This window comes from Strawberry lethal yellows phytoplasma (CPA) str. NZSb11 (assembly GCF_000397185.1).
Lineage (GTDB): Bacteria > Bacillota_I > Bacilli_A > Acholeplasmatales > Acholeplasmataceae > Phytoplasma > Phytoplasma australiense.
The window spans coordinates 783,546-797,474 of record NC_021236.1 but is presented as its reverse complement, the minus strand read 5'-3'; the positions used below and the strand labels follow the sequence as shown (position 1 = coordinate 797,474).

The 13,929-nt window shown below is 25.0% G+C and carries 8 protein-coding genes; 5 read left to right on the top strand and 3 right to left on the bottom strand.

Annotated features, from left to right (window positions below; all coding sequences use genetic code 11):
* Window positions 1-153: 153 nt before the first annotated feature.
* From SLY_RS03815 to rsmI, 5 genes are all read left to right on the top strand, one after another.
* A complete protein-coding gene (locus SLY_RS03815) occupies window positions 154-1,644 on the top strand; it encodes an MATE family efflux transporter (RefSeq protein ID WP_012358771.1) in 1,491 nt (496 codons plus the stop codon).
* Between the two features lie 1,325 nt (window positions 1,645-2,969).
* On the top strand, window positions 2,970-3,701 hold the full coding sequence (gene truA / locus SLY_RS03810; protein WP_041784386.1) for a tRNA pseudouridine(38-40) synthase TruA: 732 nt from the start codon (window positions 2,970-2,972) through the stop codon (window positions 3,699-3,701).
* 88 nt (window positions 3,702-3,789) lie between these two features.
* Window positions 3,790-4,419, top strand: coding sequence for a dTMP kinase (tmk, locus tag SLY_RS03805; RefSeq protein ID WP_012358769.1), 630 nt, complete (start codon window positions 3,790-3,792; stop codon window positions 4,417-4,419).
* Window positions 4,398-5,345, top strand: coding sequence for a DNA polymerase III, delta prime subunit (locus SLY_RS03800; RefSeq protein ID WP_012358768.1), 948 nt, complete (start codon window positions 4,398-4,400; stop codon window positions 5,343-5,345). The genes tmk and SLY_RS03800 overlap by 22 nt, the downstream gene beginning before the upstream one ends.
* Before the next feature lie 25 nt (window positions 5,346-5,370).
* On the top strand, window positions 5,371-6,240 hold the full coding sequence (gene rsmI / locus SLY_RS03795; protein ID WP_012358767.1) for a 16S rRNA (cytidine(1402)-2'-O)-methyltransferase: 870 nt from the start codon (window positions 5,371-5,373) through the stop codon (window positions 6,238-6,240).
* 1,402 nt (window positions 6,241-7,642) lie between these two features.
* Here the strand turns inward: rsmI and SLY_RS03790 are convergent.
* The 3 genes from SLY_RS03790 to SLY_RS03780 form a co-directional block, all read right to left on the bottom strand.
* Window positions 7,643-8,929, bottom strand: coding sequence for a glucose-6-phosphate isomerase (locus tag SLY_RS03790; RefSeq protein ID WP_420893822.1), 1,287 nt, complete (start codon window positions 8,927-8,929; stop codon window positions 7,643-7,645).
* A gap of 31 nt (window positions 8,930-8,960) precedes the next feature.
* Window positions 8,961-10,406 (bottom strand): MATE family efflux transporter, encoded by a 1,446-nt coding sequence (locus tag SLY_RS03785; protein WP_012358765.1) that lies wholly within the window; start codon window positions 10,404-10,406, stop codon window positions 8,961-8,963.
* Window positions 10,407-11,858: 1,452 nt separating this feature from the next.
* The gene (locus SLY_RS03780; protein ID WP_012358764.1) at window positions 11,859-12,833 is read right to left on the bottom strand and encodes an ATP-dependent 6-phosphofructokinase; all 975 of its coding nucleotides are present in this window, start codon (window positions 12,831-12,833) and stop codon (window positions 11,859-11,861) included.
* Window positions 12,834-13,929 lie beyond the last annotated feature (1,096 nt).

The following is a 13,929-nucleotide window of genomic DNA, read 5'->3' as shown; positions in this document are numbered from 1 at the left end:
TGATTTTTATGTTTTTGATTCCATCCTTTTCCCTTCAGCAAAGGTTTTATTTTATGGTAAAATATATAGTATTGTTACTGTTCTAGATTATTTTTTAATTTATCATTTTATCATCAAAATAAAAAATTATTGATTTATTATATTGGAGGTTTTATGATATATAAAAAAAATCAAATCAATAAAAAGAAAATTATGATTGCTGAAGAAAAAAAAAGAAAGTTTTTATTAGAAGGCAATTTGTGGAAAGTTATTTTATACGTCACCTTTCCTATTATTATTTATTTGGTTTTTCAAGTTTTTTTTAATTCTTATGATATTTTATTTTACAAATCAAGCAAAGGCGAAGTGGATAAGTGTTTTTTGCCATCAATGAATCGAATTCACTTAGTCAAAGACATTCTTATCCCTTTTGGTGCATCCATTGCTACTGCTGGTGTAATTTTAGTAGGTCGTAATTACGGCAACAAAAATATCGAAAAAATGCGTTCTTATCTTTCGCAAACTTTTATATTAACTGTCATTGTAAGTTTTGTTATTACTATCTTGTTTGGATTTTTTTTAAAAACAACTATTTTAAAAAATATTTGTGATATTAAACAAAACAATCCAGCAAATCAAACATCATTGAAGAATTATTATTTTGTAATTATTTTGTCCATTTTTTGCATCATTATTAATACAGTTTTTTTAGCCTTAGAAAGAGCTAAAGGAAACAATAAAATAATTTTAATCACAACTGCATTAAATGTTTTTATTAAAGTCATTTTATCTAATCTTTTTTGGAATTGGAAAGAAGACATTACCTCTTTAGGGTATGCAACCCTCTTGGCTCACGCTATTGTTACTGTATTTGCTTTTTGGTTTTTATTTTGGAACCACAACAACTTTTTGAAAATTATTTTAAAAAAACTTCACTTTGAAAAACGTTTTTTGAAAAAACTTGTCCCCTTAGCAGTTCCTATTTGTATCAGCAATATAATCTTTATCTTAGGAAAATTAATTATTAGTATAACTTTGACGCGTTATTATGGAAGCGAACAAGGAAAAGTGATTGATACTCAATTAATTTTGGCAGTATCTATAAATAATATTTTTTCTAATATTATCAATTCTTTTGCTGATTCTCAAAACGCTATTATTTCTCAAAATTTAGGGCAAAAAAACATGAACCGCGTTTTTCAAATTTTTCAAAAAATTATGATTTCTATTGTTGTTTTAGCTTTTTTAGGCACTTTGATTCATATTTTTTGTTATCGCAAGATTTTATTCTATTTCATGAAAGAAACAATAGAAAGAGGATCTACATTTAAAATATTGTTGTTCTATGAAACCACAGGTTTATTTTTAACTTCTTTTTCTATAGTTTTATGCAATTTTTTAGTTTGTTTTAAAAAAACCAAAATTTATTTAAGTATGAATCTTTTAAGGGTTTTTGCAGGTGTTTTATTTCTTTTTATTTTAAAGAAAATGGATATTTTTAGTTCTTTTACAGAAGAATTAAGTAATTTTCATAAAGTCGGTTTAAGTCTTTTGTTAGGTAATTTAATTTCTTTCATTGCTACTTTAACTTTTTTCATTCCTTTTTATCGCAAACTTCAAAAAGAAAATCTTGCTAAAATGAAAATTAAACGAAAAATAAGCTAAAGATAATTTAGCTTCTTTTTTTATATATTTATGATTTTTCAATTTTTAAAGGTGTGGGGAGATGATGTTTTTTAGACATTTTTTTGTTTTAAAAAATATTCTTTAAAACTAAAAAAATAATTTTAAAATTTGGTCTAAAAAAAATTATAAAAACTATCATCTGAATTACAAAAAGATTCAACTAAGCAATATTTGTTATAAAAAAAACACTAGATGAAAAACAAACACGCCAAAAAAACCTAAATATTGTTTTAAAGTTAAAAAACACTAAAATCCCAAAGATCAAAATATAATATGATTATGTAAAAAATATGTTTGTTTGTGATTTGTGTCAGAAAAGTTTTTGCTCATTTTTTTGACTATTTTTGGTGATGGATTATTTTTCTAAACTCGTGAAGTTAATGCGTTTTTTTTGTTTACGACCTAAACTTTAAACAAAAATAATTTACAATTAAAGGGATTAAAAAAAACTGAATTGTTCCAAAAGTTTAGACACTTTTACTTTTCAAAAACCTTGAAAACTCAAAAAATAATTTTCAAATTTGGTCTAAAAAAAATTTATAAAAACCAACAGACATGAAAAAAATAATAAACAAAACAGATTTGTCATATATATAAACAACATCACCAAGAAAAAACTTACAAATTCCAAACAATGTTTTGGATAACGAAGCAAAAAAGACACAAAAAATGCAAAAAATGGAATCATGTTCTTAAAAAAGTGTTTGTTTGTTGTTTGTTAGAAAAATTTTTAAATTTTCATTTCTTTTGATAAATTTGATTCTCTTAGTAAATTCATTTTTGCAAACTTGTAAAATTCATTCGTTTATTTTAGGGAAAAATTGAATACCTAAATTTGGGAGCAATCACGCCTAAAAATAATTAATTAACGAATTAAAAAACCATCAAAAACTTAAGAAATTTAATAATTTTCAAGTTATGTAATCTGAATAATTTTGAAAATATCAAAATATTTTTCAGTTTTTAAGAACTACTTTTTTGCAGTGCTTTTTTTATGTTATAATTATTGTGATAGATTTATTTTTTTTCATAAATAAACAAGAAAGTATCTATCTTTTTTCCAACATTAAACTTAATACTAGATAGTTTATGCTTTGATCCCTTCTTGTTGCACAAACTAATTTATTTTTTGCTTTTAATTAAAAAAAGTGCTATAATTAACGAGCGATAATTTGGTGTTAATTGTTTTTCAAAACAATAACTACCATAAGTTTTTACATCTGCTGAAAAAGTGGATTGTTTTTAAAAAAAATTTAATGATTGTTATTTTTTTATGCTTTATCATTAATTTTTAGGAGATGTTTTTGGAAAAGTATTTTTATAAATTAATTTTAAGTTATGATGGCACTTGTTATTGCGGATACCAAAAACAACCCCAAACAAAAACGATTCAACAAACATTAGAAAATGCTTTAAAATCGATGACTAAACGTCAAATTAATACTTTTGCAGCTAGCAGAACTGATAAAGGTGTACATGCTCAAGAACAAACAATTCATTTTCAAACTGCTTTTGCGATTGAACTAAAACGTTTTAAAAACACTCTTAATCGTATTTTACCGCCTGATATTAGAATTAAAAAAATAGAAAAAGCAACAGCTGATTTTCATGCTCGTTATTGGGCAAAATCCAAAATTTACCATTATATTTTTGCCAAAAAACCTTTAAATGCTTTTAATTATCGTTTTCAAGTTTTTGTTGCTAACCTTGATTTTGCAAAAATAAAATCCGCTATGAATTTGATTATTGGAAAATATAATTTTGCCTCTTTCACTAACGACAAAAAAGAAAAAAATTTTAATAAAACTGTTTTAAATGCTTTTGTGAAAGAAACTTCCCAAAATTATATTTTAATTTTTCATGCAGATGGTTTTCTTAAGTATATGGTTCGATTTTTGGTGGGGGGGTTGATTGAAATCGGGAAAAATAAAATGTCTTTAGAACTTTTTAAAGCTATGTTAACCAACACAACTAATCAAAAAGTATCCCTTTTAGCTCCAGCGAAAGGTTTATTTTTAAAAAAAATTTTTTATTAAATTATAATTTGTTTTTTCTATTTTTCATTTAACCCCAAAATTAAAATTGGAGAGTTAACAAAATAAAAAAAGGAGAATTAAGATTATTATGTTTATTTCTTTTGAAGGCGGAGAGGCATCAGGAAAAACAACTTTAGCTCGTATTTTGGCTCAAAAATTATCCGGAAACAAACACCAAATTGTTTTAACCAAGGAACCGGGAGGATATCATCCTTTTCTTTTTATTAGAGAAAAAATTTTAAATCCTGAAATGCCTCCGATTGATTTAAAAACAGAGGCCTTGCTTTATGCTGCAGACAGAAACGAACATTTAAAAAATATAATTCTTCCTGCTTTAAAAGAAAACAAAATTGTTATTTGTGATCGTTATTTAGATTCTTCTTTTGTTTATCAAGGATATGCCAGAAAATTAGGACAAAAATATATTGAGTATATTAATGATTTTGCTTTAAAACATTTACCTAACATTACTTTTTACCTTGATTTAGACCCTGTCATAGCTAAAAAAAGATTGGAACTTTTTCGCCCGGATAAACAAAATCGGCTGGATTTAGAAACGATTGAATTTCATCAAAAAATCCGCGAAGGTTATTTAAAACTGGCCCAAAAAGAAAATAAACGTATTATCAAAATTCAAGCAGATAATTCTTTGCCTCAATTATCTTCTTTAATTTACCAAAAAGTTAAACATTTATTATGCCAAACCAACCATTTTTAAAACCATTCTTAAAAATAATTCAAAACAAAAAATTAGCTCACCTTTATTTAATAACCGGGCTTGATCTCCCTCAAAGAAAAAAATTTGTTTTGGAATTATCTTATCAAATTTTGAAATCCCAAGAAAATACTCAAAACCATTCTTTTTTAAAACAAACTTTAACTGAAGGCACATATCCTAACTTTTATTATTTAAAAAAAGATAACCATCTTTTTAAAAAAGAGCAAATATTGCAATTAAAAGATTTTTTTAGTCAAAGTTCTTTGTTTGGAGAACAAAGAATTTATGTGATTGAAGAAATGGAAAAAACAACTTTGCCAGCAGCCAACAGTTTGCTTCATTTTTTAGAAAATACTCCCAATAATATAATTGGTTTTTTGTTGACAGACAATTTACATCAAGTTTTGACAACAATCGTTTCACGTTGTCAAGTTATCAATATTGATGTTTTCAAACAACAGTTATTAACTCCTGCAATCGAAGAACGAAAATTATCGCAAGAAATAGATGTTATGAATTGTGCTTTAATTCCTTTGATAAATATTTCTTCTGACGAAAATACAGCTTATTATCTAGAATTTAAAAAATATTTTTTGTTTTTTTTGGAACAATTTCCTAAAGATGGTTCTTGTGCAACTTATGACTTTGCTACTGTTCTTATAAATTCTTTTGCTGTTTTTTTAAGCGATTTGGTATCAGTTTTGTTAAGGTGGTTTTTAGATTTGTTTTATCAAAAAAAACAATTGCCTATTTATTTTGAAAATCAAGCACACCATCAAAAGGAATTTCAAAATTTAACTTTACAGCGAATCACAAATATTTTAGAGATTCTGCAAAAATATCATCAAGAAAAAATTAATTTGGTGAATCCCCAAAACCTCTTTTTTGCTTTAATTTTGGAATTAGAACAACAAAAATATTTTTAATAATTTTTTTAATCAAGGAGGCAATATGTTATTTCACCAAAAAAGTTTTTGCAATCAAAAACCGACTTTGTATTTAGTTGCAACTCCTATCGGTAATTTGGAAGATATTACTTTTAGAGCGGTCAGAGTTTTAAAAGAAGTCTTTTTAATTTTAGCAGAAGATACCAGAAATTCCAAAAAACTTTTAGAACATTATCAAATTAAAAAAAAAATAATTTCTTATTATCAACATAATCAGAAAAATAGGTTACCTCAAATTTTAGAATTGTTATCACAAGGAAAAGATTTGGCTTTAATCAGTGACGCAGGAACTCCTTTAATTAGTGACCCAGGGTTTTTATTGGTGAATGAAATAGAAAAAAAAGGCTTTAATATAGTAGCTATTCCAGGAGCTTCTGCTTTTTTAACTGCCTTTGTCACCGCTAACCTCAAAACTCCTTTTATTTTTTTGGGTTTTTTGCCTCGCTTAGGTCAAGCTTTAAAAAAAGAGTTATTGAAATACCAAAACAACCATGAAACTCTTATCATTTATGAATCTCCTTATAGAATTAAAAAAACTTTGTTGTTAATTCATCAACTTTATGGCAATCGTCGAATTTCTTTGGCGCGAGAACTAACTAAAAAATTTGAAACTATTATTAACGGCAATCTGGAAGATGTTTTAAAAGAAGATCTAGTTTATAAAGGAGAATACGTTCTTTTAATAGAAGGAAAACAAAAAACAACTCCCCAATTAACTTTTTTAAATATTTCTGAACATATTGCTTTTTATTTAAAATTAGGTTTTAGCCAAAAAGAGGCCTTAATGCAAGTGGCTCAAGAACGTCAAGAAAGCAAAAAAGAAATTTATCGCAAATACAATCATATTAAAAATCTTCAAGATAAGAAATTATAAAAATTGCTACACTTTTTATCACCACAAAAATGCCTTCTTTTACAAAAATAATTTTTAAAAACATCAGCAAAACATTAGTCAAAATTAGGCCTGCATGTTTTTTCTTCTTACTGCACTAATTTTAAAAAACGCATCAGTTTTTGATGTTTTATAATTTTATGTTATTTTTTTATGTTGATAACAATAAAACTTATTATAAAAAAATTATAAAACATACAACAACTTGCAAAATCCAATCCAAATCAAAATAAAAATTAAACTAAATAATTATCATTGAATCTTTTTATGTTCAAACAATGATTAATTAATTTAAAATATTTAAGCAAAATAAATTTAGAAAACTAAAGTAATTAAAAAAGATTATTGAATAAATATACAGCAAAACTTTGGAGACTCTTTTGCTGTGCATTTTTTAATCAAAAAAAATGATGTTTTAAGGAATATTTTTAAAAATTTATCCACCATATAACTATTGAAAAATAAAAAATTAAAAAATATCTCACGCATTAACTAAATTATGAAAAAAACTTATAGACGCTTTTGTTTTAATTAATTTGTTTTGTTAGTTTACAAAAATATTGTAATTATCTATTGTTTTTTAAGTTTTAAAGGAATATTTTAAATCAAAAAAAACCTAAAAAAGAACGTAAAAGTGAATTCAATTAAATATAATTAATATCACTTTTGCTTTAAAAATAATTGTTTACTTTCTAAAGTCAAAATCCCAGAAACATAATTAATTGCATGTCATCTTGGTGTAGTTTTTTTCATAGCTTTCAAAATATGCACCATAAATCTTTTTTAAATTCTTTAGAATAGTTGTTATATCTACTAACTGTTTTGTTTGCTAATAAATAATCAAACTCCATTGAATAATTCTTTATTTCTAAATTCTTTTTATTTTTTAAAAAAACTCTTAATATTTTTTTGTCTTAAATATTTTATCCGTTTATCAAAACGTTTTTAGAAAATATTAAAAAATTATTTTTTTAAGTTTCCAAAAGAAAAAAAGACCGACTTAAAAATAAGTCAGGCATCATTTTTTTAAAAAATAAAAAGTATCCGAATTTTTAGAATAACTCATTGTTTCAAAATATTTTATTATTAATCATTAATCCTTAAAAAAAGAATTATTTCAAAAACAAAATAAATTAATTGTCAGCTGACATTTCAAAGTTATTTTTGTAGTTGATGGCTTGAAAAAATAAAAAAATCATTAATTAAAAAATATCATTAGTCATTAAAGTTTTAAAAAAGTTATTCCCCAAAAAAGAAAACTTGCTATTTTTTTGAGAGTTTTTGTTGTTGACTGAATTTTTTTAAATAAAATGGTTTTTTTATAAAAAAAAGACCGACTAAAAAGTCGATCTTTAAAATTAAATTTAAAAACTCAATATATTCTTTATTTTTTCAACAAAGAAAACATTTTTTGTTTATATATTTCCACACCTGGTTGGTTGAAAGGGTTTACTCCCAATAGCAAACCTGACATAGCGCATGCTTTTTGGAAAAAGTACATTAAATAACCTAAATGAAATGCATCCAAAGAAGAAACAACAATCTCTAAATTAGGGACTTCTCCTTCGATGTGAGCTTGTTTAGTTGCTTGAAGGATTATTTGATTAATTTCTGAATAAGTTTTATTAGCTATGTAATTAAGATTATCTAATTCATTGCTTATTTCAGGAACAACACATTCATCTTTTGTAGAAAGGAAGTTCAAAACTGTTTCAAAACATATTTTTTTTCCTTCTTGGATGTATTGTCCTAAAGAATGAAGATCAGAAGAATTATTTACAGAGCCCACAAAAAGACCTTTTTTGTCTTTTCCTTCTGATTCAGCAAATAATTGCTTCCACCATTCTGCAAAAGCTAGTAAAGAAGGTTCATAAGTAACTAACAACTCTACGTTTTTATTCATTTGAGAATACATACAACATCTAGCTAAAGCATATTGATAGGCTTGGTTTTGATCTAAATCATCTGAAGAAGTATCTTTGAAAGCTTGTAAAGCGCCTTTTAATATAGCGTCCACATCTAAATTAGCAAAAACAAAAGGCAAAAGTCCTACACTAGTTAAAACACTAAATCTTCCGCCAACAGAATCAGGAATCACAAACATTTCATACCCTTGTTTTTTGGATAAATTAAATAAAGTTCCTTTTTGTTTATCTGTGGTAGCAAAAATACGTTTTTTCGCAGCTTCTTGACCATATTTTTTTTCAATTACTTCTTTAAGAATTCGAAAAGCTAAAGCCGGTTCTAAAGTGGTGCCTGATTTTGAAATAACGTTGATGGCCCAAGTTTTGTCTTGTAAATATTTTAAAAGATTAGTTAAATAAGTTCCTGATACTTGATGTCCTGCAAAAATAATTTCTGGTTTGTTATTTTGAAAAGGAGTTTGAAGAAATTCAATTCCTGCTTTTGCTCCTAAATAAGAGCCTCCAATTCCTACAACTACTAAAACATCTAGATCATTGTTTTGATTTTTTAATTGTTTCATTCTTGCAAATTCTTCTTGATCATAATTTAAAGGCAAATCTAACCACCCTAAATATTGATTTTGAAGAAGTGTTTCATTATGTAATTTATAATGAATATCTTTTATTTTATTTTTATATTCTTTTGTGATTTTTTCCCAATCACAAAAAGATGCAATTCCACTAAGATTTAATTTTAAGCTCACGATAAACTCCTTAATTTTTAAATAAAATTTTTTCTTATTTTTGTTGTTGACGATTTTTGGCCTTATTTTTGCTCAAAAAAGAAATAAAGATAACCGTTGTTACGATTAAAACAGTTGCGTTACTTCCAAGAGTGCTTAAACCAAATTGATGAGCGGGGGTAATTGTTGATGAAGTTGATGAAAATATATTATGTAAAACAAATAAAATTGATATTCTTAAAACTACTCTTAAAAGATTCATCCAAAAAATAAGATTGGCGTTTTTCTTGTAAGATAAAATATAACCCATCATCATAGAGGCCCAAACAGAAGTAAATAAAGAAGTTCCTTCATAACGTAAAATTATTTTAAAATTTTCGAGCATTTCTTTATGTGTTTGAGGTGTATAATTTTTTTGTTTCACAAAAGATAATATTTCAACTCCGAAATATTCATTTATTAAAAAACCAAAAAGACCAATAATGAAAGTAATGACAAAAACATTTTTAAAGATTTTGAAAGTTTTTTGATTACTTTCAAAAGCAACACTTTGAGAAACCATTGCAGATTGAGAATCTTCAAAAGACTGAGAAATGCTATAACAAATACCATTAACAACCGCAACAAGTCCAGAAATAGCGACTATGTCTTTATAATAATTAGTAGTCATATCAAGAATAATTTTTTTACCGATTTCATAAGTAACTTTACCAATAATTAAAGTTCCTATTAATTTAAGCATCCCTTTAACTACATCTTTAGGGAAAGTTATTTTTTTAAATTGTAATTGAAAAGGATTTTTTGGGTTAAACATACAAAAAAAGGCAATACAAGTAATGAACAAATTCGATAATAAATCAGCTAAAGCCAAATCAATAACCGTTACTTGTCCCTTTTCTTTCACAAATTTATAAATAAAAGAAAGAACGACTCTTAAAGTTATTAAAAAAATATTAAGAATTAAAATAAATTTAGTTTTGTTTTTGGCACGTTCTAAAGCAATAAAAACGGAATTAATAGTGATGAAAACAAAAGTGATTAAAGAAAGTTGATAATATAATAATCCACCATCAGCATGATAATCGCTTTTTAAAAATAAATCTCCTAAAGGTTTAGGCAAAAAAACTCCTAATCCTAAAAAAGCTAAAAAAGCTAAAGAAATAGTAACAGCTAATAAAAAAGCTAAAGTGGCATATTGGCGGGATTTTTCTTTATTTTGTTTTTTATATTCACGCGCGACCAAAACTACTCCAGCGCCTCCCAAAGCAATTGCTATACTTTGAAGAATTTTTTTAATTTGCTTCATGTAAGTAATAGTGCTATCTACATTGGTTGTCTTTTGAGAATCGCCAATAATAGCAAAATCAATAGAAGTGGTTAAATGTTGAAAAAGCAAATAAATGGCAATCGGGAGAGAAAGGATGATTAAATTCTTATAAATGGCCCTTTTAAAAGTTTTTTGATTAGAGTCTTTGGTAGACGTTTGTCTTTCAACAGACATAAATTACTCCTTTTTTATTGTTTTTTTGAATGTCCAAATGATTATTTTTATCACAAAAACTAAAATAATTTTATAAAATAACTTAAACAAAAGATCATTGAGGTAAAAATTTTGAGCAAAAACAAATTATAAAGAAAAAAACATTTCTATTAATTTATACCAAAAGTTTTCTTTTACAAAACATATTAAATGTTTTCAAATAATTTTATTATCTTATTTTATTATTGCATCACAAGTTTGCTTGTGAAAAAAATTATTATATTGGATTTTGAATTTCATAATTTTTTACAAATCTTTTCTTTAATAAATGTTAATTGTTAAATTTATTGCATTTGTTTTGGAAAAGTTAAAATTAAACTGCAAGCAAGGGAGCGAAAAATAAAGGTTAAAATATTTATGAAAGTTTTTAATATCTATTTTTTAATTTTTTTAACAAATTAAATCGTTTTTTTGAATCATCCAGATTGATTAAAAAAATAAACTACTAAAAAAGCCAGAATAAAATAATGTTTGCTTGTTTTTTTATCCTGCAATAATTTTTTTAATATTTAACTTTATCATTTGATTTTAAATAGTTTAAAAGAACGTTTTTAATATCAAATTGAATAAAAACTAAATTTCTTTTAGTAGCTTTGATAATTGTTTTAGTAGGAAGATAAATGTTGGTAGTTTTTAAGCATTATACAATTGTTGCTTTTGAAAAAAAGCTTTAAAACTAAAAAAATAATTTTTAATTTTTTTTAAAAAAGCTTTAGAAAAACCACCACGGCAGCAATAATAAAAATACTAAATAGGGTATATGCAAAAAAATTATCTAAAAAGTGTTCATTTTTAAATTGTTGATGAAAACATTTAAAACATGTTTTTCTGAATTTAATAAAATATAAAAAAACTTAAATGTTTTTTTATTTCATTCAGATTTTTTTGTTAATCTGAAGAAATTTGAAATGATAAAATATTTACAAGCCTTCAAAAACTAAAATATAAAAATTGTTTCAAAAAAGCAAAAAATTCAACAATTCAGGAAAACAAAACTCCTTAAAAATAGAAAAAAGCTATACCCAGATTGTAAAAAACATTTATTTAAATAGCTTGTGAAAAATTTTTCGTGGTTTTACAAAACTTCTAGGTTGGAAAATTGATGCAAAAAAAACATTCAAGAAATTGCAAAAAAATAATTATTTACAACTAACATAAAAGATATAATTGAGTTTTTGATTAAAAAATTATCAATAAAAATAGCAAAAATTTTTTTATCTTTTGTAGCTTTTATAACTAATTTTTTTGAATTAAATTATCGATTTGCTCTAAAAATTTATTTAAGTTTTGAAGTTATCAACATAAAATTTTTACCCAAAAAAAATGACATTTGAAATCTAAATAAAATAGAATTTGTCTTAATTTAAAAATATTTATTTTAGTTAGCCAGAAAAAAAACTATATAAATTATGTTTATAATAATTTAGCAATTGCATGAAATAAATCATTTTGTTGGTTATGGTTATTAAAAACATCAAAAAAATGTGTATAATTTAAATTAAGACCACAAGTACCAACAGCACAATCAAAAATATTTTGTTGTAACAAAGAAACCGCATAACTTCCCATTCTAAAAGCAAGCACTAAGTCTTCTGCAGTAGGTCTTCCGCCTCTTTGAATATGACCTAAAACTTGGGCGCGAGTTTCAAATCCGCTATATTTTTCAACTTCCTTAGCAAGGGTTGCAACATCAAAGATATGTTCTGTCACAACTACAATAGCATGTCTTTTTTTAGCTTGATATAAAACTTTAACTTTGTCTAAAATTTCTTGTTTAGATAAAAGATTTTCGCGAGTTACAATAACATCTGAAGCGGCTGCAAGTCCTCCGTATAAAGCTAAATCTCCTTTGTAGCGTCCCATAACTTCAATGATACTACATCTATGATGAGAAATAGAAGTATCGCGTAATTTTTCAATTGCATCCACAATGTTATTCAAAGCAGTACTAAAACCAATTGTAAAATCGGTATTATTAATATCATTATCAATAGTAGCAGGCAAGCCAACACATTTAATTCCTAATTCTTTTAATTTCATAGCGCCTTTATAAGAACCGTCACCACCGATAACAACTAATTTTTCAACTCCCAATTTTTTCAAATTGTTTGCACAAGTTTGGCGAACAGCAAGGTCGTTTTGAAAAGGGAGAAAACGAGAAGTTCCCAAAAAAGTTCCTGAAACATTAATAACGCGGGGGAAATAATTTGAATCTAAAAGACTTATTTCGTTATTATACAAACCTAAATAACCATCTTTAACTCCATAAACTTCAAAACCTTGTTTATTTCCTTCTAAAACAACTGCTCTAATGGCAGCATTCATACCAGGAGCATCTCCTCCTGAAGTTAAAACAGCAATTTTTTTTAATTCTTTTTCTTTTTTCATTTTTGATACAAAACCTCTTTAAATTTATTTTATTTTCAAAACATGTACTTATAACTAACTTAAGTGATTAAAAGATTAATGAATTGAATTAATTAATAAAAATGAGAACAAAATAAAATTAATTAAAAAAATAATACAACTAATTACATATTTAATAAAATTTATCCTTCCTTATAAAGATGACTAAAAAAATAAAATAATTGTAGTTTTTTTAAAAATTCATCAAAATATTTTGACGTGTAGATTCGTCATTTTGAATCATCTTTTGAAAGAAATATAAATAGTAAATTAAAATAATATTAATGATTTAATTATTAACTACACTTAATTATATAAAATTAAAAACAATATTGCAATGCAAAAACATGAGTTATTAAAAAAATTGATAAATTTAACTTTTGGTAAAACCGAAAAAAAGATAAATACAATTTGTTTTGATTTGAAAAAAATGAATATTTCAAAGTTTTTTCGACCATTTAATTGACGTTAAGTATTAGAGGATATATTAAACACCACACAAGAAACAATTAAGAAAAATGTTGAAAAATAACAAATCCAAAAGCAAAATCTTACTAAAAAAATTAATGACTTAGTGAAAAAAATCCAAAATTATTTGTAAAACAAAATTCCGCAGTTGGCGAAGAAACCGAAAAAACTTCAAGCTTTAAAATGGAGTTAAAAATTATCGCTAAAGAAAGTATTGAACAAATAATAAAAACTGAAGCAGATTTTGATAATTTGAAAAGCAATTTGTGAATAAACTTCCTTATATAAAAAAAAAAAAAATACATGCCAAAAATTAGACGACTTGAAAAAAAGAAAGCCCAGAGATATCAGTGCACACTAGAACAAACCAGAGAACAATTAGAGTTGTTGTCGAAAATAGACCTCTCTAAAGCAACAATGCCGATTTAGTAAACTTTACAAAAGAACTTGGAGAAATTCGCGTTAATAAACCTATGCCAACTGTGATTAGACAAAATAAGAAGATAATTTCTTTTTTTGCTTCCTTCCGCCCTAGTTTCTTTTACAAAAAAACATAATAGGGGAAATAATTTTATCCCATTATGTTTCATCAGAAAGGGATTAATTATGG

Coding starts and splice junctions, on each gene's coding strand:
- SLY_RS03815 (WP_012358771.1), top strand. CDS start 154: ATGATATATAAAAAAAATCAAATCAATAAAAAGAAAATTATGATTGCT.
- rsmI (WP_012358767.1), top strand. CDS start 5,371: ATGTTATTTCACCAAAAAAGTTTTTGCAATCAAAAACCGACTTTGTAT.
- SLY_RS03785 (WP_012358765.1), bottom strand. CDS start 10,406: ATGTCTGTTGAAAGACAAACGTCTACCAAAGACTCTAATCAAAAAACT.
- SLY_RS03800 (WP_012358768.1), top strand. CDS start 4,398: ATGCCAAACCAACCATTTTTAAAACCATTCTTAAAAATAATTCAAAAC.
- SLY_RS03780 (WP_012358764.1), bottom strand. CDS start 12,833: ATGAAAAAAGAAAAAGAATTAAAAAAAATTGCTGTTTTAACTTCAGGA.
- tmk (WP_012358769.1), top strand. CDS start 3,790: ATGTTTATTTCTTTTGAAGGCGGAGAGGCATCAGGAAAAACAACTTTA.